Origin of the sequence: Nocardia pseudovaccinii NBRC 100343, assembly GCF_001613225.1 — a bacterium.
GTDB lineage: Bacteria > Actinomycetota > Actinomycetes > Mycobacteriales > Mycobacteriaceae > Nocardia > Nocardia pseudovaccinii.
Genome location: NZ_BDBY01000053.1, coordinates 1 through 22,002 on the forward strand (window position 1 = coordinate 1; position 22,002 = coordinate 22,002).

The following is a 22,002-nucleotide window of genomic DNA, read 5'->3' on the forward strand; positions in this document are numbered from 1 at the left end:
GGACAGGCCCACGGCGGCGAATTTGCTCGCGTTGTAGACGGCGAGGCCCGCGACCGGGATCTTGCCCGCGAGCGAGGCGACATTGACGACGTGGCCGCGGCGGCGCTCGATCATGCCGGGCACGACGGCGCGCATACCGTGGATTAGGCCCCAGACGTTGATATCGAAGGTGGCGTGGCCGACCGCGTCGGGCTCGTCGAGGAACGCGCCCGCGGGCATGACGCCCGCATTGTTGACGAGAACATCCACCGCACCGAAGTCGGCGACGACCTTGTCCCACTGATCGCGAGCACGGACGTCGAGCTCATAGGCGCGCGCACCGATCGCCGCAGCGGCGGATTCGGCTGCGGCAGTATCGACATCGGCGATAGCGATTTCAGCGCCCTCGGCCGCGAACAGTTCCGCGGTCGACTGTCCGATGCCGCGGCCCGCACCGGTGATCAGCACCCGCGCGCCCTCGAGGTCGATATCCGGATAACCGTGACCGAGAATATTCATGCGAAGACTCCTTGTTCCAGCGCCCGGCGGGTGCTGCGCAGACTGTGTTCGAAGGTTTCGAGACGGCGGCGACCGTCCATGAAATTCGGGCCCATCACCGCGAGATCGGCTGCGGTGGCGCCGATCACGAGGACGCGTGTGCCTGCCGCACGCAACACCCCGACCTCGGCGGCGAGCTGGGCACTCATGCGATTGCGCAGCTGCCGCTCCAGGAAATGACCGGGACCGGTCGCGGGGACCTCTTCGACGGAGGCCATCGGCGCGAGCACCAGCACCTCGTCGAGTTTTTGTGCGGCAAGCAGATCCACCGATGCGGTCGAGCCCGCACCGCCATCGATGAAGCGGCGTCCGGCAATGGAAACGGGTGGGAACCAGCCGGGTACGGCCCACGACGCGCGCAGCGCCGCACCCAGGGTCGCCGACGGTGCGCCGGGCGCGCCGAACGGAACCCGTTCTCCCGTCGCATAGTCCATGCTGACCAGCCAGGTCGCGGGATGAGACACCCAGGACCGGCCGGGATTCAGCCGATCGGCCAGATGTTGCAGCCAGCTCGCATCACCACCGCCGATCGGCAGTAGACCGCTGCCCGCGGTGAGCAACCGCTGTCCGGTCGCGGGCGCACGCAGACTCAAAGCCAACTCACCCAGCCGCGGCCTGGGCAGCGGCGGGAACCGTCCGGGTTCGGAACGCATATGCGCCAGCAGAATCGGATTCGTCGAGGTGCCTCGCTGCACGGCGACGAGCTCGTCCACGCCGATACCGCTGCCGAGCAGGGTGACCGTCTCGGCACCGGCCGACGTGCCGAGCAGGACGTCAGCTTCGCGCGGATCCCAATCCAGCACCTCGCGGGTGGCGGCCAGCGCGGCGACGATCCAGGCGAACCCGAGCGTGCCGCCGCAGCCGATGGCCAGGCCGCGCCGTTGCGACCGGTTTTTGTTACCCATGGTTTCAAACACTAGCAGAATTCAAATACCATTGGTATTCGAAATCCAAGGGTACGTAGAATCCGCGGTATGGCACGTCTGACCCGGTCCGAAAGTCAGGCCCGTACCAGGGCCGACCTGATCGCGACCGCACGCGATCTCTTCCTGACCGAGGGCTATGCGAAAACCAGTCTGGAGCGGGTCGCCGAGGAGGCGGGCTACTCGAAGGGCGCGGTCTACTCGAACTTCCGCACCAAGAAGGAGCTCTGCTTGGAGGTGCTCGGGCTGATCCACGCGACGAAGTTCGGCGAGGTGGCCGATCTGATGGCGGCGGGCGAGACGCTCGACGATCAGCTGGCGCGCTTCCATGAATGGGCCGAGCACACCATCGGCGATGTCGGCTGGACCATGCTCGAATTCGAATTCGCCACGGTCGCCCGCGACGATCCGGAACTGCAGGCCGCGCTGGTCTCCAGCCTCGCCATGATGCGCGGCGCCGTCGCGGCGCAGGTGCAGACGCTTTCGGACACGATCGGAATCCCGCTACCGATGCCAGCGGAGAATGCCGCGACGGCAATCCTGAGCATGGGCATCGGACTCGGCATGCAGCGGGCCGTCGATCCGTCGATTCCGGTGCGGCTGATCACCGATGCGGTACGACTGCTCGTGACGATGGGCGATGGACCGCTGCGCGCGATGAGCCCGGATCTCACGCCGTGAAGTGCAACGTCCATTCGCCGCGGTAATGCAGCCGGGTGACGCTGCCCGGCGGAATGTCGATCCGCCAGAACGATTTCGGCGGCGCGTCCAGGGTCACCAGCAGCGCCGCGCGGATCACCGCCGGATGGGTAACAGCGATGGTGGACATGCCCTCGGAGGCGATTTCGGCCATCCAGTATCTGGTCCGCTCGACCACATCGGTCACGGATTCGCCTCCGTGACCGCGGAACTGCGGGTCGGTCAGCCAGGCATACAGCTCATCCTGCGGCACCGACATCAGTTCGCCGCCGCGCCACGCGCCGGCATCCAGATCGCGCAGCCGGGCGTCCTCCTCGCCCGGAAGTCCCATCAGCGCAGCCGTTTCCACGGTGCGGCGTTCGGGTCCGGTGAGCACGCGCGCCGCGGTCAGGCGGCCATACGCCGCGATTGCTCGGCGACCGGCCTCGGTCAGCGATTCGTCTACTGGAAAACGTGCCTTTCGCATCGCCTCGGTCATGCCATGGCTGACCAGGTCGAGTCTGAGCACCTTTTGCACGGATGGAAGCGTACGGTGCGGCGCTGGCGGCCGTACTTCGATTGCCACCCCTTCGCTCGGGCCGCGAGCCATTTGCCCGACTCGAGGTAATCCGGGCGCCGCTCCCGGTTGTCGGTGCCCGGGTGCACACTGATGCCATGGCCCAGTTCTCCACCGCGACCCAGGAGTGGTTCGACGGCGCATTTCCCGCGCCCACGGCCGCGCAACTGGGCGCCTGGCAGGCCATTGCCGCAGGTGAGCACACCTTGGTCGTCGCGCCGACCGGTTCGGGTAAGACGCTGTCGGCCTTTCTGTGGGCCATCGATCAACTCGCCACCCGGCCGAAGCCGGAGGGCAAGGTGGGCACCTCGGTGCTCTATGTGTCGCCGTTGAAGGCATTGGCGGTGGACGTCGAACGGAATTTGCGCGCGCCGCTGGTCGGGGTCACCCAGACCGCGAAGCGGCTCGGCCTGGACCCGCCCACGATCACCGTCGGCGTTCGGTCCGGAGATACCAGTCCGGCGGACCGGCGATCGATGCAGCGGACACCGCCCGACATTCTGATCACCACGCCCGAATCACTGTTCCTGATGCTCACCTCCGCGGCCAGGGAGACGCTGAGCGATGTCGGCACGGTGATCGTGGACGAGGTGCACGCCATCGCGGGCGGTAAGCGCGGCGCGCATCTGGCGCTGTCGCTGGCCCGGATGGATCAACTGATAACAGCGTCGCGTAGCGACTCGATGAGGGGTGGCGGTCGAGCGACGGGTGGGCCCGCGCGGCCCGCGCAGCGGATCGGGCTCTCGGCGACGGTGCGACCGCCCGAGGAGGTCGGGCGGTTCCTGGTCGGAAATGCGCCGATCACCATCGTTTCGCCGCCCGCTCCCAAGACCTTCGATCTGTCCGTGCGTGTGCCGATCGCGGACATGACCGAACCGGGCGATTCCGATCAGCCCGGGTCGATCTGGCCGCATGTGGACGAGGCGATCGTGGATCTGGTGCTGGACCACCGGTCTTCGATCGTCTTCGCGAATTCGCGGAGGTTGGCCGAGCGGCTGACCGCGCGGCTCAATGAGGCCTATGCCGCGCGGCTGGGCGAGGCCGTCGAGACCGAACACAAGCCGCCCGCCCAACTCGGCGCGTCCACCGAAGTGATCCACGGCGCGGATCCGCTGCTGGCCCGGGCACACCACGGTTCGGTGAGCAAGGAGCAGCGGGCGCTGATCGAGGACGATCTCAAGAGCGGACGGCTGCGCTGCGTTGTCGCCACCAGCAGTCTCGAACTCGGAATCGATATGGGCGCGGTCGATTTGGTGGTGCAGGTGGAGGCGCCGCCGTCGGTGGCGAGCGGGTTGCAGCGGGTCGGGCGGGCCGGGCACCAGGTCGGTGAGATCTCGCGCGGGGTGCTGTTCCCGAAGCATCGCACCGATGTCATCCACTGCGCGGTCGCCTCGCAGCGGATGACGGCGGGGCAGATCGAGGCACTGCAAGTTCCCGCTCATCCCTTGGACATCCTGGCCCAGCAGACCGTCGCGGCCTGTGCGCTCGAACCCATCGATGTCGACGCCTGGTTCGAAACCGTGCGCGGCACCGGCAATTACGCCTCGCTGCCCAGGTCGGCGTATGAATCGGTGCTCGATCTGCTCGCCGGTCGGTATCCATCGGACGAGTTCGCCGAATTGCGGCCCCGGCTCGTGTGGGACCGCGACGCGGGCACGCTCACCGGTCGGCCAGGTGCGCAGCGGCTGGCGGTGACCTCAGGTGGCGCGATCCCGGATCGCGGCCTGTTCGCGGTCTACATGGTCGGTGAAAAGGCCTCGCGGGTGGGCGAACTCGATGAGGAGATGGTGTACGAATCGCGCGTCGGCGATGTATTCGCCCTCGGCGCGACCAGCTGGCGCATCGAGGAGATCACCTTCGACCGGGTGCTGGTCACACCCGCGTTCGGGCAGCCGGGGCGGTTGCCGTTCTGGCATGGTGACGGACTCGGACGTCCCGCCGAACTCGGCGCGGCGCTCGGGGAATTCATTCGCAAGGCCGGTGTGCACGCACCGAAGGGTGCGGATCCCGGCTCCGATGGAAAGAAGAGCTCCTCAGCGGATCCAGCAGTCGACGCACTCCTGCGTGGCGCGGGCCTCGACGACAATGCCACCACGAATCTGGTGACGCTGCTCGATGAACAACGCACTGCCACCGGACAATTGCCCACCGACAAGACCCTGATCGTCGAGCGCTTCCGCGACGAGCTCGGCGATTGGCGGTTGGTGCTGCATTCGCCGTACGGCCTGCCGGTGCACGCACCGTGGGCATTGGCGATCGGTGCGCGGCTGCGGGAGCGGTTCGGGGTGGACGTCGCGCCGAATGCTTCCGACGACGGAATAGTCGTACGACTGCCCGATACCACCGACGATCCGCCCGGTGCAGAGCTTTTCGTATTCGAGCCCGACGAGATCGACGACATCGTCACCGAGCAGGTCGGCGGATCAGCGCTGTTCGCATCGCGATTCCGGGAGTGCGCGGCGCGGGCGCTGCTGCTGCCTCGACGCGATCCGGGTAAGCGTGCGCCGTTGTGGCAGCAGCGGCAGCGGTCGGCGCAGTTGCTCGATGTGGCGCGGAAGTTTCCGGACTTTCCGATCCTGTTGGAGACGGTGCGCGAATGCCTGCGTGACGTTTACGATCTGCCGTCGCTGCGCGATCTGCTCGGACGGGTGGCGCGTCGCCAGGTGCGACTGGTCGAGGTCGAGACCGCTACGCCGTCACCATTCGCCAACTCCCTGCTGTTCGATTACATCGGACAGTTCATGTACGACGGGGACAGTCCGCTGGCCGAACGCCGGGCCGCCGCACTGTCGCTCGATTCGAGTCTGCTCGCCGAACTGCTCGGGCGGGTGGAGCTGCGGGAGCTGTTGGACGCCACCGTTATCGAGCAGACCGAGCGAGAATTGCAGCGGCTCACACCCGAACGGTTGGCGCGGGACGCGGAGGGGCTGGCCGATCTGTTGCGGTTGCTCGGACCGCTTACTGCCGAGGAAGCCGCGCAACGCTGCGTCGGCGTTCAACTCGACGATGCGGAGCCCACCGGTGATCCGGCGGAATGGTTCGCAGGCTTGGTGCGGTCCAAGCGCGCACTCGAGGTCACGTTCGCCGGACGGACCTGGTGGGTCGCGGTGGAAGATGCCGCGCGCCTGCGCGACGCGCTCGGCGTACCGCTCCCGATCGGCACCCCCGCCGCATTCATCGAACCGGTCGCCGATCCGCTCGGAGACCTGGTCGGGCGCTATGCCCGCACACACGGACCGTTCAGCACCGAGGCCGTGGCCGCTCGTTTCGGACTCGGCACCGCGGTCGCCGCGACGGCACTGCATCGGCTGGTCGCGGAAAAGCGCGTGGTGGAGGGCGAATTCACACCCGCGGCCAGCGGCTCGGAGTGGTGCGACAGTCAGGTGCTGCGCCGATTGCGCCGCCGGTCGCTCGCGGCCGCCCGGCACGAGGTGGAACCGGTCGCGACCGCTGCCTTCGGCCGGTTCCTGCCGTCCTGGCAGCACATCGGCACCGGCGAATTGCGCGGGGTCGACGGGGTCGCGGCGGTGGTGGAACAGCTTGCGGGAGTGCCGATTCCCGCTTCCGCGTGGGAGTCGCTGGTTCTGCCCGCGCGGGTGCGCGACTACTCCCCCGCCATGTTGGACGAGTTGATGGCCACCGGTGAGGTCATCTGGTCCGGGCACGGCGCAATCACCGCGAAGGACGGCTGGATTGCCCTGCACCTGGCCGATCAGGCCTCGTTCACCCTGACGCCCGCCGACGAGATCGAACTGTCCGAGGTGCATCTGCGCCTGCTCAACGGGTTGGGGGCATCGATATCCCCGTGGACGCCCATCGATTCCGAGCCCGGCGCCGGATCAGGTCAGGTCGTATCGCTGGACGATGATGCAGCACAGGATGATTCAGCGCTGCCGGGCAATTCGGCGACACGAGGCACCTCGGTGACCGCCAACGGCTCAGCGGGCCGAGACGGGTCGCCGCTGCGACTCCCCCCGGTCCTGCACGGCGGCGGCGCGTACTTCTTCCGGCAACTCTCCGACGCCACGGGACTCCTCGACGACACCGAAGTCGCGAATGCATTGTGGGAGCTCGTGTGGGCAGGCGTGGTCTCGGGTGACACCTTCGCCCCCGTTCGCGCCCTGCTCTCGGGGACCGCACGGACGACCACCGCCCATCGCACACCACGGCGCGCACCGCGCGGACGCGCCTACCTCCCACGACCGAATATGCCCACCCGATCCGGACCGCCCGCCGTCGCGGGCCGCTGGTCGCTGCTGCCGCAGCGAGTAGCGGACAACACGGTGCGCGCCCACGCAACGGCGGACACCCTGCTGGAACGGTACGGCGTGCTGACCCGCGGTTCGGTCCAGAACGAGGGCGTACCGGGCGGATTCGCGCTCATGTACCGCGTGCTCACCGAATTCGAGGATCGCGGCCGTTGCCGCCGCGGCTATTTCATCGATTCGCTGGGCGGCGCGCAGTTCTCCACCACCGATGTGGTGGACCGGCTGCGCTCCTTCGACACTGAGCGCACCCGCCCCGGCACCGGTCGACAACGCCGGAGCACCGCATTCGCCTTGGCGGCAAGCGATCCCGCAAACCCCTACGGTGCGGCACTGCCCTGGCCGAAGGGACCGTCCGAGGGCGCGGGTCACCGTCCCGGCCGCAAGGCCGGCGCCATCGTCGTGCTCGTCGACGGCGAACTCGCGCTGTATCTGGAGCGCGGCGGCAAAACCCTGCTCACCTTCACCGAGGACCCGAACGTCCGCCAGGCCGCGGCCACCGCCCTGGCCGATCTGGTCCGCGACCGCCGCGTCGACTCACTCGTGATCGACCGAGTCGACGGAGAAACGGTGCACGGCAACACCTTCGCCGGTTTCCTCACCGAGGCCGGATTCTCCGCGACCCCAAGAGGCCTCCGACTGCGGAGCAAGCCGTGAACGGCGACACCATCCCGGCAGCCGCCGCAACGGCCACTCACACGCCGCAAAGCGAGGCCGGATTCCCGGTAACCCCACCGCGCCTGCGACTACGGAGCAAGCCGTGACCCGAGCCGCGCACGACGACACCATCCTGGCAGCCGCCGCAACGGCCACTCACACGCCGCAAAGCGAGGCCGGATTCCCGATAACCCCACCGCGCCTGCGACTACGGAGCAAGCCGGTCCCCGACGAACCAGCGCACGGCGACCCCACTCCGGCAGTCGCCTCGCCGGGCCTGCGCACACTGAAGAACGAGAACTGCACGGCAACCACTCGCACCCTGAAAAGCGGGAATTGCATGGGAAAGCGCGGATTCACCCTACGAAGAGTGAGTCCGGCCCGGATCAACCTATGGTCGAGCCATGCCTGAAGGCGACACCGTATTCCTGACCGCGGCCAGACTGCGGCTCGCGTTGGAAGGAAAGACGCTGATCCGCAGCGATTTCCGGGTGCCGCGCTATGCCACGGTCGATCTGGTCGGGCAGCGGGTCGAGGGGGTCGCCAGTTATGGCAAGCATCTGTTCGTCCGAACCGACGAGGTCAGCGTCCACACGCATTTGAAGATGGAGGGCGAATGGCGGACCTACTGCGCCGGTGAACGGTGGACGCGGCCGCCGGTGACCGCCCGGCTGGTGCTCGGCACCGATGACACCGAGGCAGTGGGCTTTTCGCTCGGCACCGTCGAGGTGCTGCGCCGCGCGGACGAGCACACCGCCACCGACCATCTCGGACCGGACCTGCTCGGCGCGAACTGGGACGTGACCGAGGCGGTGCGACGACTGGCACGGCATCCGGCGCAACCGATCGGCCTCGCCCTACTCGACCAGCGCAACCTGGCCGGTATCGGCAATATCTTCCGCAGCGAAGTCTGCTTCCTGCGCCGCGTCCACCCCGCAACACCGGTCGGCGACGTCCCCGACCTGCTCGCCCTCATACACGAGGCGCATCGCGTACTCACCAAGGCCGCCACCGAACCGCCGTGGCGGCCACTTGCCTACGGCCGCGCCCGCCGTCCGTGTCAGCGCTGCGGCACCCGCATGGTCGTCCATCTTCTCGGCGAGACCGAACCCCAACCCGGCCGAACGGCCCGAAACCCCCAGTCCGACCGCATCACCCAGCGCGAACGCGGCATCTACTTCTGCCCACGCTGCCAACCCGAACCCGCCTGACCGCACCGAAGGCAGTCATTTGCCATTCAGTTGCTAACACTTGCCCAGTTCTGCACGACTCACTTCTGGGAGCACGGACAAGCAACTAGAGAGCTGGCAAGAGTGATAGCACTGGACACAGGGACGCGACGGCTGATCGCGATTGCCAGTCGACTACTCGCCGCCCTCCTTGCCCTCACTGCCACCGCGGTCTTCAGTTATCTACTCCTGCAAGTCCTTTCCCCGATCGACGATTCGACCATCCCGAATCCACCGCCACCGACCTCGAGTATCCACCAGTTTCCCGAACTAACTAGACCGGTCGTCATAGTTCACGTACCGTGAAGACGTGGCACCTCGCACCGACTCCCGCCAACGCTTCATCGACGCCGCGGCGGACCTCTTCCACACCCAGGGCTATCACGCCACCGGCCTGAATCAACTCGTCAGCGCGGGCGGCGCGCCCAAGGGCTCGCTCTACTTCCACTTCCCCGGCGGCAAGGAGCAACTCGCCGCCGAGGCCCTCACCCAATCGAGCAGGCAACTGCGCGACCAGCTCGACGCAATCCTCGCCGACGGCGGCGATATCGCCACCGTCTTCGACGTCCTCACCGCACTGCTCGTCGACTCCGATTTCGAACGCGGCTGCCCGATCGCGACCATCGCACTCGACGCGGGGCGCGAAAGCGAAACGATCAGGCAGGCCTGCGTCACCGGTTTCGAATCCTGGCGCGAGTCGATCGAAAAGTACCTGAGGGACAAGGGAATCGACCAGGAGCGCGCCACCGAACTTTCGACTGTCGCCCTCGCCACGATCGAGGGGGCCCTGATGCTCGCCAAGACCAAACGTGATGTCGCGCCGCTGCGCGCGGTCGCCGCCCACCTGCGTACCACCTTCGAACGGGAACTCTCCTGATGCGCGTGCACCACCTCAATTGCGGCACCATGCGCCCACTCGGCGGCCGACTCCTGGACGGCACCGGCAGCATCTTCCGCCGCGCCGAAATGGTCTGCCACTGTTTACTCCTCGAACTCGACTCCGGACTCGTCCTGGTGGAGACCGGAGTCGGCGAACAGGCGGTGCACCGCCCCGAGGAATGGCTCGGCCGCCGCTTCCTCCGGCTCACCAATCCGGTACTCGATCTCGCACAGACCGCGGTGCGCCAGATCGAAGCGCTGGGTTACCGGCGCGAGGACGTCCGCGACATCGTGCTCACCCATCTCGATCTCGACCATGCGGGCGGCCTCGCCGACTTCCCGGACGCGCGCGTGCACGTATACGCGGAGGAACTGCGTGCCCTGCAAGGCGAGCACACACGCGAAGAACGCTTGCGCTACAAGGAACCTCAGTTCCGGCACGGTCCGCGCTGGGAGTCGTACGCGGATACCGGTGACAGCTGGTTCGGTTTCGACGCGGTGCGCGAATTGACCGGTCTGCCATCGGAAATCCTGATCATCCCGCTCGCCGGGCATACCCGCGGCCATGCGGGCGTCGCCGTCGACACCGGGAACGGCTGGCTGCTATCCGCGGGCGACGCCTACTTCCATCCCGGTGTTCTCGACCCGGTTCATCCGCGACAACCGCTTGGAACAGCCATGTTCGAGAAGAATGTGCAGACACTTCCCGCCGCCCGCATCGAGAATCAGCAGCGGTTGCGCGAACTGATGCGCGACCACGGCGACGAGGTCACGGTGTTCTCCGCGCACAGTTCGATCGAATTCCATGCCATGGAGCAGATCGGCGCATAGCCAAAACCCTTGACGGCCCGAGCAATTCCGATTAACTTGCAGAATGTAAGTTAATCCAGGGAGTGCATCGTGAACGATCCGCGGCGGTATGTGGTCATCGGGGGCGGACTGGCCGGGCTCGCGTCCGCGGTCTGGTTGGCCGAGGCAGGTAAGCAGGTGACCCTGCTGGAACGCCGCGGTCGACTCGGCGGCCGGACGCACGCGATGAAAGTCGAAGCGGCCGATGACCTTCCCGATAACGGCCAGCATGTGATCGCCAGCGGTTACGACCACCTGTTCCGCTATCTGACCAGCGTCGGCACCCGCCAGTACGTCGCCTTCCCACAGGGCGGCACACTGCGCTGGCCGGGTGGACGCAGCACCCCCGTAGTGACGAAGGGCTGGGGCGCCTGGCGCACCCTCTTCGGCGCACATCCCGACGCGAGCCTGCTCGATCGGCTGCGCGCGGCCCGCGCCACGGCGCGCCTGGGCTGGCAGAGCCTGCACCAGCCCGACTACCTTGCCGACCTCACCACCGAGCAGTGGTTCAACCGGGTCGGCATGCCAGCTCCGGCACGAGAAGCGTTGTGGGACTGGCTCGCTCTCGGTCTCGCGGCCGAACCGGTGCAGCAGGAATCGGCGAAGATCCTCGCCGATTTGCTTGCTACCGGCATCCGTCTCGGGATGAAACATCGTCGGGCGGTCACCATCGGCTACCCGACCACCGACCTCGATACGCTCTATATCACGGGGGCCCAAAGGGTTTTCGAGAAATACGGCGTCGAGGTCCGGCACCGCGCGGTGGCCCGTCGCATCAATATCGACAATGGCGCGGTGACCGGGGTAACGCTCGCCGACGGCTCGATCGTCCCGGCCGATGCCGTCGTCTGCGCGGTACCGAATTCGAATATCGGCGGGCTGCTCGACGATCTGCCCGAATATTCCGAAATCTATGCCGCCGCGGATAAATTGGGCGTTACACCGATCGTCAGCACCAACCTTTACCTGGACCGCCCGCTCGGCACCGAGGCCGAATTCGAGGCGCTGATCGGCGGCACCGGCGTCATCGACGAGGTCTTCGACCGGCAGCGGATGACCGGGCGCAGCACCGATCAGGCCTGGCTGTACTGCCTGACCACCAGCGGCGCGTACGAGCAGATCCACAAGACCAACGAGCAGATCATCGACGAACAGATGCGCCTGCTGCGCCGCTACTACCCGGCCGCCGAAAACGCCGAAGTCGTTCAGGGACACGTGGTTCGGATGCCGAAGGCGACCTTCTCCCAGGTGCTCGGCACGCACGGGCTGCGCCCGGATCAGCGCACCTCGGTGCCGACGCTGGTGCTGGCGGGCGACTGGACCGCGACCGACTGGTCGGCCACCATGGAGAGCGCGGTGCAGAGCGCTGCCAAGGCGGTGGACCTGCTACTTGCGCTACCGTCTTTGCCGTGACCACGGAGCGCTCGATGTCCGAGCACCCCACCGCGAAACCATGCCCCACGCCCAAGCGCCGCATGTCCGCGGCCGACCGGCGCGCACAGCTACTCGATGTTGCGCGCGATATCGTCGCCGTCGACGGCTTCGGCGCGGTGAGTATCGATCGAGTCGCGCGTGAGGGCGAGGTCGCACGGGCATTGGTGTATCAGCAGTTCACCGATCTGTCCGGATTGATGACCGCGCTGGTGGATCGCGAATCGGCCATCGCACTGGCCGGTATCGGCACTCTCGACTGGTCCGACACCGATGACGATGCGGATCGGATCGGCCGCGGCATTCTCGCCTATCTGCATGCCGCGCCGACCAGTTGGCGGATCATCCTCAGCCCACCCGACGGCGGACCGCCGGATCTGCGCGACCGGCTCGAACTCGGCCGGGCCTACGCGCGGGTGATCGGGGCGCGGCATCTGTCACGCCATGCCGGGGTCACCGTCGACCCGGATGGCGCGACCGAGCGAATCATGCTCGCGGCATTGGAGGAACTGGCCCGGCTGCATCTGGCCGATACGCAGCAGTACCCGGATGAGCTGGTACTGCGCTACATTCGGTCGATCCTGGCCTGGGCCACCTATGTCGAGACCCCGAAAAAGGAGCACTGAACAGCGGTTTCAGCGTCATCACGAAATTCTCACGGACACATTGGTTTTCTTGTCGCAACGCGGGAACAGCCCGCGCAGAAGAGAGGAAAACCATGAAGTTCCGCACCGCGATCGCCGCCGGAATGTTCGCCCTCGGTGCTGTCGCCGCGGCCGGTGCCGCGTCGGCCGCGCCCACCCCGATGCACACCCCGTTCATCGGCAACTACGCGACCTACGACGCCTGCGCCGCCGACGGCAACTCCCCGAAAACCGGCGGCACCCAGTGGGAGTGCCGCGAGGTCGCCGACGGCTGGGATCTGTACACCTACTGAGCACTCGGACACCAGTATGCGCACCAGGTGTGAAATACCTTATTCTCTGACCTCGTGCGAGTGCTGGTGATCGAGGACGACGAAGGTCTCGGCATGGAAGTCGCCGCGGGACTGCGCTCGGCCGGTTTCGCGGTGGACCTTGCCCCCAACCTCGCGGATGCCGATTTCAAGATCTCCGTCAACGGCTACGACGTGCTCGTCGTGGATCGGGGCCTGCCCGACGGCGACGGTCTGCAACTGGTCGCCGCGCACCGCGCGCGGGGTCAGCGGGTTCCGGTCCTGATGCTCACCGCCCGCGACGCATTGGCCGATCGCATAGCCGGATTCGAGCACGGTGCCGACGACTACCTGGTCAAACCGTTCGCGCTGCCGGAACTCGCCGCACGGGTGCGTGCGCTGTCGCGGCGGCGCGAACATCCGGCGCCGGCCCGGATCGTGCTCGGCGACATCGATATCGACCTGCCGCGTCGCCGGGTGCAGCGCGCGGGCATTCTGCGCTCGCTGACTCCGAAGGAATTCGCCGTACTCGAACTGCTCGCCACGCGCGCGGGCAGCGTCGTATCGCGTTCGGAACTCATCGAATGCTGCTGGGACGAAATGGCCGAGCCCGCATCGAATGTCGTCGACGCCGTCATAGCCCAGCTGCGGCGCAAACTCGGCGCACCGCCGGTGATCGAGACCGTGCGCGGCACCGGTTTCATGATCGGAGGTGACCCATTCGCACCTTGATCTCCACGGCGGATGCCCGCCCGGCCGTGGCCCGCCTGCGCCGCACCCGCTGGCTGCTCACCGCACTGATCACCGCCATCACCGCGACCTGTCTGATCATTCTCGGCATCGTCGCGGCGACCATCGATACCCGCTCGCGGGAGGCCGCGGTCGACGATTCCCTCGATCGGGTGGTGAGCGGACTGTTCCGCGCCGTCAACCTGCCCGAGGGCGAGCAAACCATCGATGTGAGCCAGCTCGAGAACGATGCCCTGGCCAACGGCGAAGTCGCGGTGGTGGTGCTCAGCGCGCCTGGGAATGGCAGGTGGCAGGAGAATTTCGCGCATCTGCGCTCCTGGCTGCCCAAGGACGACGGCGTCGCGGGACTCGCCGATGACGCCGACCTGGCCGGGGAGACCGTCTTCCGCGACGGATACGACGGTGCGGGCCGCCCGGTCCGTATCGCGGCGACACCCATCACCTGGGAGGAGTCCGAGACCAAGGCGGTGGTCATCGCGGGCACGAATCCCGGTGCGTTCGACCGTGATCGGGCGCTGCTGATCTGGGGGCTCGTCGTCGGCGGCCTCACGCTGGTCGCGTTGTCCGCGATGGCCGGACATCTGCTCTCGGGCCGGAGCATGCGGCAGGCCATTGTGCTGCTCGAAGAGCAGGAGCGGTTTCTGGGGGATGCCGCACACGAATTGCGTACGCCGCTCACGACTCTCGGTTTGGTCACCGCGCCGCGCCGCCGCAATCCGCACGAGGTCGAGCGGGCGTTGGTCGATGCCAGGGCATTGGGCAGCCGGATGGAGCGGATCGTCTCGGGACTATTGGCGCGTGCGCGAATGCAGGCGGGCGTTACCACCATGGAAAAAGTGCAGCTGCTGCTCGATCAGCTCACCGAATCGGTGGTCGAGGAGTTCCCGCAGGACAATATCGTGCTGCAGGCGAATCCCAGCGTGGTGACCGGTGATCCGCATCTGCTGGGCCTTGCGGTGCGCAATCTCATCGAGAATGCGATCACGCACGGGGCGGTCAATCGCGGTGCGCCCGTGGAGGTGCATGTGGCCGATGGCCGGGTCAGCGTGCGTGACCATGGGGCTGGTTTGACGCCGCAGTTGTCGAGCAGTCCGTTCGCGCGCGGAGTGAGCGGTGGGCGTGGCAGCGGAATCGGACTGGCGCTGGTGGCGTGGATCGCCGAATTGCACGGCGGCACAGCGACAATGGAACCGGCTGCGGGTGGCGGCACGATCGCCTCGATTGTGCTGCCGCCGCCTGGCGTCTAGTTCTCACCTGTCCAACGGGACCGGTTCCAGGATCTCCGCGCGCGGTTCGGGGGCGGCGATGCGCAGGGCATCGGCGGAAGGGTCGTCCGGCTGGGTCTGGGAGCGAATCTCCGCCTCCACGCGCGCTTGGTAAGTACTTATCTCCCAGTCGATTTCGTCATCGTCCCAGCCGAGTATCGGCGCGACCAGATGGGCCACCTGCTCGGCGCAGTTCGCGCCGCGGTGCGAGTATTCGATGGAGATCCTGGTCCGGCGGGCCAGAATGTCGTCCAGATGCAGCGCGCCCTCCGCCGCGGCCGCGTAGACGGCTTCCACCTGCAGATACGACGGTGCGTCCATAATCGGTTGCAGCAGTTCGGGTTTGCCGTCGGCCATGGCCATGACCTCGTCGATGAGCGAACCGTAGCGATCGAGCAGATGCTTGATCCGATACGGATGCACGCCATAGGCCTCGGCGAGTTGCACTGTCTGATTGATCAGCGCGAAATAGCCGTCGGCGCCGAGCAGCGGAACCTTCTCGGTGATGGACGGTGAGACGCGCGCCGGAATATCCTGTGCCGCTTCGTCGACCGCGTCATAGGCCATCACGCGGTAGGTGGTGTATTTGCCACCCGCGATGCCGACAAGCCCCGGTGCGACCCTGGCGACGGCGTGTTCCCGCGAAAGCTTGGAAGTCGAATCGCTTTCTCCCGCGAGCAAAGGCCGCAGACCCGCGTAGACACCGTCGATATCGGCGGGCGTGAGCGGGGTGACCAGCACCTGGTTGACCCGATCCAGCAGATAATCGATATCGGCCTTGGTCGCCGCCGGATGGGCGAGATCCAGATTCCAATCGGTATCGGTGGTGCCGATGATCCAGTGCGCGCCCCACGGGATGACGAACAGCACCGAGCTCGCGGTGCGCAGGATGATCGCGGCATCGCTGACTATGCGGTCGCGCGGCACCACGATGTGCACACCCTTGGACGCACGCACGTGGAAGCGGCCGCGATTGTGCGAAAGCGCCTGGACCTCGTCGGTCCACACACCGGTCGCATTGATCACCACGTGGGCGCGGATTTCGCCGGCGCGACCGTCCTCGCTGTCGCGCACCTTCACCCCGACGACCCGGTCCGCCTCGCGCAGAAAGCCGACGACCTGGGTGGAGGTGCGGATCACCGCGCCGTAGTGCGCGGCGGTACGGGCGACGGTCATGGTGTGGCGGGCATCGTCGACGACGGTGTCGTAGTAACTGACGCCGCCGATCAGTGCACCGGGGCGCAAACCCGGCGCCAGTCGCAGTGCGCCCGCCCGGGATAGATGATGTTGGCCGGGAACGGATTTCGCGCCGCCCATGGTGTCGTAGAGCACCAGTCCGGCGGCCACGTAGGGGCGTTCCCAGCCACGACGGGTCAGCGGGTAGAGGAAGCGCAGCGGCTTCACCAGATGCGGTGCGAGCCTGGCGAGTGCGAGTTCGCGTTCCCGCAGCGCCTCGCGCACCAGCCCGAATTCCAGTTGCTCCAGGTAGCGCAGTCCGCCGTGGAACATCTTCGAGGACCGGCTGGAGGTGCCGGAGGCGAGATCGCGCGCCTCGACCAGCGCGACCTTCAGACCGCGCGTGGCCGCGTCGAGCGCTATACCCGAGCCGACCACGCCGCCCCCGACGACGACCACGTCGAAGTGATCCTTACCGAAGCGCTCCCATGCCGTCGCGCGTTGCTCGGGTCCGAGGAACTGCGATTCCGGTTGCTTGGTCATGCGCGACTCCTCCAGCCGACCCCGGCGCCGGGGTTCAGACGACGTTGTGGTCCTTCGGGCACACGATCGAGCTGCTCAGTCGGGGGGGCGGTCTTCTGTTGTACAGGCTAAAGGAATCGGCGACGATCCCGTGTCGGGGCCGAAGCCGTGTCGCCCGCGGCCGATAGTCGGCACTACTCGCCGGTAGCCGACCCCAACACTAGTCCGAGAACCCGCTGGTCGCGATGTGATGCGCGGCGCGCTCCGTCGTTTTCGCCGCTCGCCACGTCCGTTTTAGTAGCCTGCACGAATGCGTCGCTATGTGGCCGCCATTGATCAGGGCACGACCTCGAGTCGGTGCATCATCTTCGACCGGCAGGGCCGTGTCGTCGGTGTCGCGCAGCGCGAGCACGAACAGATCTTCCCGCGGCCGGGCTGGGTCGAGCACGATCCGGAAACCATTTGGCGCAATACCGAATTCGTCCTCGGCGAGGTGCTGCGGAGCACCGGTATCGCCGCCGATGAGATCAATGCGGTCGGCGTCACCAATCAGCGCGAAACGACGGTGGTGTGGGATCGGGCCAGCGGCAAGCCGATTCACCACGCGATCGTCTGGCAGGACACCCGCACCGACCGTCTGGTCACCGAACTGGGCGGCGAATACGGCGCGACGCGCTACCAGGACCGCACCGGTCTGCCGCTGTCCACCTACTTCGCCGGTCCGAAACTGCGCTGGATTCTGGACAATGTCGAGGGTGCGCGAGCCAGGGCCGAGGCCGGGGAGCTGTGTTTCGGCACCATCGACAGCTGGGTGCTGTGGAAGCTCACCGGTTTGCACATCACCGATGTGACCAATGCGTCGCGCACCATGCTGATGGATCTACGTACGCTGCAATGGGATTCGCAGATCTGCGCGGAATTCGGGGTACCGCGGTCGATGCTGCCCGAGATCCGCAGCTCCTCGGAGATCTACGCGGAGATCGGCTCCGGTCCATTGGCGGGCATACCCGTCGCGGGCATCCTCGGCGACCAGCAGGCGGCGACCTTCGGCCAAGCCTGCCTGTCCCCTGGCGAAGCCAAGAACACATATGGCACAGGCAATTTCATGCTGCTCAATACCGGAACGACCCCGGTATTCAGCAAACACGGCCTGCTCACCACGGTCTGCTACCAGCTCGGCGGCGAGGCGCCGGTCTACGCATTGGAAGGATCCATCGCGGTGACCGGCTCACTGGTGCAATGGTTCCGGGACAATCTCGGCATCATTTCCGCCGCCGACGAGATCGAACCGCTGGCGCGCAGCGTCGAGGACAATGGCGGCGCGTACATCGTCCCCGCGTTCTCCGGCCTCTTCGCGCCGCGCTGGCGCCCGGATGCCCGCGGCGTCATCACCGGCCTGACCCGCTTCGTCAACAAGGCGCATCTGGCACGAGCGGTATTGGAGTCCACCGCATTCCAAACGCGCGAGGTCATGGACGCGATGCGCGCCGATGCCGAATCCCAGCAGTTGCGGTTGGAACTGACCACCCTCAAGGTCGACGGCGGCATGGTCGGCAACGACCTGCTCATGCAGTTCCAGTCCGACATCCTCGATGTGCCGGTGGTCCGCCCGGTCGTCAACGAAACCACCGCGCTGGGCGCGGCTTATGCGGCCGGGCTCGCCGTGGGCCTGTGGGAGAGCACCGACGATATCCGCGCCAACTGGGCCGCGGACAAGACCTGGCAACCCGCGATGTCGGCCACGGATCGCGAAACCCACCTCGCCGCCTGGAACAAGGCCGTGGAGCGGACCTACAACTGGGTGGATTGACGACTATTCGGCCGCGCGAGCCAGCCGGTCGATCGCCTCCGCCAACGTCGCCGCGTCCGAAGTGGTAAAGCACATGCGCATGGAGTGGCTGTAGTCGGTATCGACGGCGAACGCCGAACCGGGCACGAAGGCGACGCCGTGCTCTAGGCCTCGTGGCAGCAGCCGATCGGTATCGGTGCCGTCGGTGAAATCGGCCCACACGAACATGCCACCGGCGGCATCGGTGCAGGTGACGCGGTCGCCGAAGCGAGTGCGCACGGCGTGCACAAGCGCCTTGGCGCGGTCGCCGTATGCGCTGCGGACGGTGTCGACGTGGCCGGTCAGCCAGGTTTCGTCACTGAGCAGGTCGGCGGCCATCTGGTGTGTCAGCGCCGAACCGCATAGGTCCGCGCCCTGTTTCAGCAATTCGACCGCGCGACAGATCCGCTCCTGCGCCACCATCCAGCCGACCCGCAGCGCGGGCGCGAGGATCTTCGAGGCACTGGACAGCCGAATCACGTTGCGGGAGTAGGTTGCCACGGGATCGGGCGAGGGCCGGTCGAACCAGAGCTCACCGTACGGATCGTCCTCGATCACCCAGAAGCCGTAGGTATCGGCGAGTTCGGCCAATTCACGACGCCGCGGCGGACTCATCGTGACGCCACCCGGATTGTGGAAATTGCTCACCGTGTGCACGGCCGTCGGCCGCTCACCGCGTGCCAGCAGTTCGTTCAGAACATCCAGCCGCATGCCCTCGGAATCCAAGGGCACCGCCACGATTCGCGCACCGGCGGCCCGGAACACTTGCAGCGCACCGACATACGCCGGATCCTCGACGACCACGAGCGCGCCCGGATCCAGCAGCACCTCGGCCAGCAGCGAAAGCGCCTGCTGCGAACCATGAGTCACGAACACCTCGCCGAGCCCGACCGCGCGGCCGAGTTTCACCGACTCCCGCTGGCGCAGCACATCGCGCAGCGGAGGCCATCCGCGCGACCCGGTGTACTGCAACACCGCGGCACCGCTCAGCGCCGCATCGGCCGCTGCGACGAGCCGCTCCCGGGGCATCAACTCCGCATCCGGCAAACCGCCCGCGAGGCTGATCACCTCTGCGCGCGTGGTCAGCTCGAGCAGGTCACGAATCGCCGAACTCTTCAGTCCGCCCAGTTTGGTCGCGAGCGGTGGATTGATCGGCGACATGGAAACCTCCCAGGGGACGCGAAACCCCACTGTCCCACACCGCTACCAAATTGTGAAATATTCATCCCATGATCTGAGAGCTCAGGCGCGCTCCCGGATGGCGAAGATCACGGTCTTGCCGTCCCGGACCACCGTGATGATGGTCTGCCGGTAGACATTGGTCGTGCCGTCGGGGCGATGTTCGGTCAGGTCCACCTCGAACGTGTCCGCCGCCGACTCGGCAATCCGCAGGCAATGCGTGGTGCCGACCGGAATCTGGTCATTGATGGCCTGCTGGATGACCTCGGCCGTCGACACATTCTCGGCATCCGGCGCGACGAATCTGCGCGCCCGCTCACCATTGCGGCCGACGTAGAACTCGTACTGGAAGCCGAGGATCGCACCGGGGCCGGTCGAGGTGTCGCCCTGCCCGTTGCCGCGGGTCACCTTGCCGTCTTTACTCGCGGGGCAGCTCAGCGCGGCGGAAGTGCTCGGCGGTGCGGGCGGCGCCGCCTTCGGACTGCCGTTGCCGTCGCGGCTGACCGCGACGAAGGTCACCACCAGCGCCAAGACCACCACGATCGCGGCGAGCACACCGAGCGCTATCCATCGACCACGCGAACTGTGCCGGGTCGGGGTCGCGGTGATGGTGTCCGAGATCAGCTTCGGCGCAAGGCGTTTGGCGATCGGATCGTCGGCCCAGGACAGACCCGACGGCTCGGACGGCGGCTTCGGTACCCCGCCGGATTCGGTCGGGCTGTTCCACCAGGTATCGCGCTGGCCTGCCGCGGGGGTTGTATGCCGGACGGTGGCCTCGTTGGGATCCGGTTCCACCGGCGGCTCGGGACGGCGCGTCGGCGGCTCCGGTCGCCGGGTCGGCGGTGGCGGTGCATCGCCGAACACCGTGGTATCCGGCGCGCGGTACTGCGGGGGTGGCGGCGGCACCGTGGGCGGTTCGTCGGCGGGACGCCAGATCAGCTCGGGGTGATCGGTGCCGGGCTCGGGCACCGACCACTGCGGTCGAACCTGTTCACCCGTCGGTGGCCCGAATTCGCCGACCGGCGGCCCGAATTCGGAGACCGGCGGGCCGAAATCGTCCAACGGGGGTCCGAATTCCGACCCGGTCCGGTCGGATTCGCTGTCCCTGCCATCACCCTCGGAGCCCACACCAAATCCTTTCCCCAGGACACACGTGTGGGGCGGTCGAGAACGACCGCCCCACCCGTCGAATCAGCTCGTGTCAGTACTGGAGTGACCCACCCCACTGGGTGGTGACCCCGGCAACGTTGACCGTCTGCGGAGCCAGTTCGCCTGGCGGCACCGGCAGTTTAACTTGCGCGGCGGCCTCGAGGGCAGCCGCGCCGCCCGGCTGTTCCCGAATCCAGTGCTCGACAGCGGCCTTGGCCATATTGGCCTGGGTGGTGTCGAGGATGACCTCGGTCTTGTTGTCGGCCAGACCCTCACCACCGGTGTAGGAGGTGACCTTGACGGTGTTGGCGCCGATGTACTCGACCGACACACCAGCCTCGCCCTGACCGGTCGGGGTGCGGTACCCGATGGTGCCGACGTAGCCCGCGGCATTGTTGAAGTGGTGGGTGTTGGCCACGTACCCGGGCGCCAGCGAGCCACCGTCGATGTTGGCGCCGATCTCCTGGTGCGGCCCGTCCATCTCGACGACGGGCGCGGCAGGCGCCTGCTGGAAGCGCGGAGCCTCCCAGCGCGGCTGCTGCACCAGCGTGTCGGTATCCGGCTGCTGCGGAGTCCGGGCGCTCGGACCGCTCGGGGTGTTCACACCCGGCGCGGTGGTACCGGGCTGCGCGGGCTTCGGAGCCTCCGCACCGGGGGCCGTCTCCGGCACCACGGCGGGGATCGCGGGGCCGGTCTGCCCCGGAACCGGCAGCGGCGCGACGCGCGGGGTGGTGACACCCGGCTGGGTCGGCGTCGACAGCTTCGGATCCCTTGGCTGATTCGGCATGACCTGGTTCGGATCCGGCGTGGTGACACCCGGCTGGCTCGGCGTCGGCGACGGCTTGGTGTCCGGCTTACCCGGATCCGGCTTGGTGGTCTCCGGCTGGCCCTGATCCGTCGGAGCGGTGCTGCCCGGATCGGCGGGCGCGGGCGCCGGCGTGGTCGGTGTACTCGGCTGATCCGGAACTGCCCCCGCCGGCGCCGCGAAGAGCGTGGCCACGGCCGCCGCGGTGGCCAGTGGCAACGATGTGCTCGCCATCGCTCGCTGCGCCCGACTCGGCTTACGATGTTTCACTTTTCGCAATCCCTTTCCCGTGTGCGACCGAGTGGGTCGCACGCAGTTATCCCTGGTGAGACGCTTGGTCCACGAATGAGGACCGCCGAACGACCAAGC

The 22,002-nt window shown here is 67.2% G+C and carries 18 protein-coding genes; 11 read left to right on the forward strand and 7 right to left on the reverse strand.

Annotation, left to right across the window (positions count from 1 at the left end):
* Together NP3_RS06535 and NP3_RS06540 are read right to left on the reverse strand one after the other, a co-directional pair.
* Nucleotides 1-498 (reverse strand): SDR family NAD(P)-dependent oxidoreductase (locus NP3_RS06535; protein WP_157124159.1); only part of this gene is annotated, 498 nt, incomplete at its 3' end.
* Nucleotides 495-1,442: a patatin-like phospholipase family protein gene (locus tag NP3_RS06540; RefSeq protein WP_063038867.1), complete on the reverse strand. Its 948-nt coding sequence runs from the start codon at nucleotides 1,440-1,442 to the stop codon at nucleotides 495-497. The genes NP3_RS06540 and NP3_RS06535, both read right to left, overlap by 4 nt.
* Before the next feature lie 69 nt (nucleotides 1,443-1,511).
* On the opposite strand from NP3_RS06540, the gene NP3_RS06545 reads away from it, so the two are divergent.
* Nucleotides 1,512-2,141, forward strand: a complete 630-nt coding sequence (locus NP3_RS06545) for a TetR/AcrR family transcriptional regulator (RefSeq protein WP_063038782.1) — start codon at nucleotides 1,512-1,514, stop codon at nucleotides 2,139-2,141.
* Here NP3_RS06545 and NP3_RS06550 read toward each other — a convergent pair.
* The gene (locus NP3_RS06550; protein WP_063038784.1) at nucleotides 2,131-2,676 is read right to left on the reverse strand and encodes a histidine phosphatase family protein; all 546 of its coding nucleotides are present in this window, start codon (nucleotides 2,674-2,676) and stop codon (nucleotides 2,131-2,133) included. The genes NP3_RS06545 and NP3_RS06550 overlap by 11 nt on opposite strands.
* Before the next feature lie 137 nt (nucleotides 2,677-2,813).
* Between NP3_RS06550 and NP3_RS06555 the strand changes: the two genes are divergently transcribed.
* The 9 genes from NP3_RS06555 to NP3_RS06595 all read left to right on the forward strand — a co-directional run bounded on the left by NP3_RS06555 (nucleotide 2,814) and on the right by NP3_RS06595 (nucleotide 14,956).
* Complete coding sequence (locus NP3_RS06555; RefSeq protein ID WP_063038870.1) at nucleotides 2,814-7,637, forward strand: ATP-dependent helicase; 4,824 nt, start codon at nucleotides 2,814-2,816, stop codon at nucleotides 7,635-7,637.
* A 404-nt stretch (nucleotides 7,638-8,041) separates the two neighbouring features.
* Nucleotides 8,042-8,848, forward strand: a complete 807-nt coding sequence (locus NP3_RS06560) for a DNA-formamidopyrimidine glycosylase family protein (RefSeq protein ID WP_063038786.1) — start codon at nucleotides 8,042-8,044, stop codon at nucleotides 8,846-8,848.
* Between the two features lie 328 nt (nucleotides 8,849-9,176).
* On the forward strand, nucleotides 9,177-9,743 hold the full coding sequence (locus NP3_RS06565; protein WP_063038788.1) for a TetR/AcrR family transcriptional regulator: 567 nt from the start codon (nucleotides 9,177-9,179) through the stop codon (nucleotides 9,741-9,743).
* A complete protein-coding gene (locus tag NP3_RS06570; protein WP_063038790.1) occupies nucleotides 9,743-10,576 on the forward strand; it encodes an MBL fold metallo-hydrolase in 834 nt (277 codons plus the stop codon). Before NP3_RS06565 ends, NP3_RS06570 begins: the two co-directional genes overlap by 1 nt.
* Nucleotides 10,577-10,642: 66 nt before the next feature.
* Nucleotides 10,643-12,007 (forward strand): hydroxysqualene dehydroxylase, encoded by a 1,365-nt coding sequence (locus tag NP3_RS06575; protein WP_157124160.1) that lies wholly within the window; start codon nucleotides 10,643-10,645, stop codon nucleotides 12,005-12,007.
* Nucleotides 12,008-12,069: 62 nt separating this feature from the next.
* Nucleotides 12,070-12,651: a TetR/AcrR family transcriptional regulator gene (locus NP3_RS06580; protein WP_157124163.1), complete on the forward strand. Its 582-nt coding sequence runs from the start codon at nucleotides 12,070-12,072 to the stop codon at nucleotides 12,649-12,651.
* Between the two features lie 92 nt (nucleotides 12,652-12,743).
* A complete protein-coding gene (locus tag NP3_RS06585) occupies nucleotides 12,744-12,962 on the forward strand; it encodes a hypothetical protein (protein WP_063038794.1) in 219 nt (72 codons plus the stop codon).
* Nucleotides 12,963-13,016: 54 nt separating this feature from the next.
* Nucleotides 13,017-13,691 (forward strand): response regulator transcription factor, encoded by a 675-nt coding sequence (locus tag NP3_RS06590; RefSeq protein WP_063038797.1) that lies wholly within the window; start codon nucleotides 13,017-13,019, stop codon nucleotides 13,689-13,691.
* Complete coding sequence (locus tag NP3_RS06595) at nucleotides 13,688-14,956, forward strand: sensor histidine kinase (protein WP_063038799.1); 1,269 nt, start codon at nucleotides 13,688-13,690, stop codon at nucleotides 14,954-14,956. Before NP3_RS06590 ends, NP3_RS06595 begins: the two co-directional genes overlap by 4 nt.
* A 3-nt stretch (nucleotides 14,957-14,959) precedes the next feature.
* Here the strand turns inward: NP3_RS06595 and NP3_RS06600 are convergent, their stop codons facing one another.
* Entirely contained in the window at nucleotides 14,960-16,693 is a 1,734-nt protein-coding gene (locus NP3_RS06600; RefSeq protein ID WP_063038802.1) for a glycerol-3-phosphate dehydrogenase/oxidase, read from the reverse strand.
* Nucleotides 16,694-16,982: 289 nt separating this feature from the next.
* Between NP3_RS06600 and glpK the strand changes: the two genes are divergently transcribed.
* A complete protein-coding gene (glpK, locus tag NP3_RS06605; protein ID WP_063038804.1) occupies nucleotides 16,983-18,482 on the forward strand; it encodes a glycerol kinase GlpK in 1,500 nt (499 codons plus the stop codon).
* A 3-nt stretch (nucleotides 18,483-18,485) separates the two neighbouring features.
* On the opposite strand, the gene NP3_RS06610 is transcribed toward glpK, so the two are convergent.
* The 3 genes from NP3_RS06610 to NP3_RS06620 form a co-directional block, all read right to left on the reverse strand.
* A complete protein-coding gene (locus tag NP3_RS06610) occupies nucleotides 18,486-19,661 on the reverse strand; it encodes an aminotransferase-like domain-containing protein (protein ID WP_063038806.1) in 1,176 nt (391 codons plus the stop codon).
* Between the two features lie 81 nt (nucleotides 19,662-19,742).
* A complete protein-coding gene (locus NP3_RS06615) occupies nucleotides 19,743-20,807 on the reverse strand; it encodes a DUF8176 domain-containing protein (protein ID WP_063038807.1) in 1,065 nt (354 codons plus the stop codon).
* A gap of 73 nt (nucleotides 20,808-20,880) precedes the next feature.
* Entirely contained in the window at nucleotides 20,881-21,867 is a 987-nt protein-coding gene (locus tag NP3_RS06620; RefSeq protein ID WP_245720841.1) for a hypothetical protein, read from the reverse strand.
* Between the last annotated feature and the right edge of the window lie 135 nt (nucleotides 21,868-22,002).

Excerpts from the sequence above, each read along its gene's own strand:
- NP3_RS06540 (WP_063038867.1), bottom strand. The coding sequence starts at position 1,442 with ATGGGTAACAAAAACCGGTCGCAACGGCGCGGCCTGGCCATCGGCTGC.
- NP3_RS06545 (WP_063038782.1), top strand. The coding sequence starts at position 1,512 with ATGGCACGTCTGACCCGGTCCGAAAGTCAGGCCCGTACCAGGGCCGAC.
- NP3_RS06555 (WP_063038870.1), top strand. The coding sequence starts at position 2,814 with ATGGCCCAGTTCTCCACCGCGACCCAGGAGTGGTTCGACGGCGCATTT.
- NP3_RS06560 (WP_063038786.1), top strand. The coding sequence starts at position 8,042 with ATGCCTGAAGGCGACACCGTATTCCTGACCGCGGCCAGACTGCGGCTC.
- NP3_RS06570 (WP_063038790.1), top strand. The coding sequence starts at position 9,743 with ATGCGCGTGCACCACCTCAATTGCGGCACCATGCGCCCACTCGGCGGC.
- NP3_RS06580 (WP_157124163.1), top strand. The coding sequence starts at position 12,070 with ATGTCCGCGGCCGACCGGCGCGCACAGCTACTCGATGTTGCGCGCGAT.
- NP3_RS06585 (WP_063038794.1), top strand. The coding sequence starts at position 12,744 with ATGAAGTTCCGCACCGCGATCGCCGCCGGAATGTTCGCCCTCGGTGCT.
- NP3_RS06600 (WP_063038802.1), bottom strand. The coding sequence starts at position 16,693 with ATGACCAAGCAACCGGAATCGCAGTTCCTCGGACCCGAGCAACGCGCG.
- glpK (WP_063038804.1), top strand. The coding sequence starts at position 16,983 with ATGCGTCGCTATGTGGCCGCCATTGATCAGGGCACGACCTCGAGTCGG.
- NP3_RS06610 (WP_063038806.1), bottom strand. The coding sequence starts at position 19,661 with ATGTCGCCGATCAATCCACCGCTCGCGACCAAACTGGGCGGACTGAAG.
- NP3_RS06620 (WP_245720841.1), bottom strand. The coding sequence starts at position 21,867 with ATGGCGAGCACATCGTTGCCACTGGCCACCGCGGCGGCCGTGGCCACG.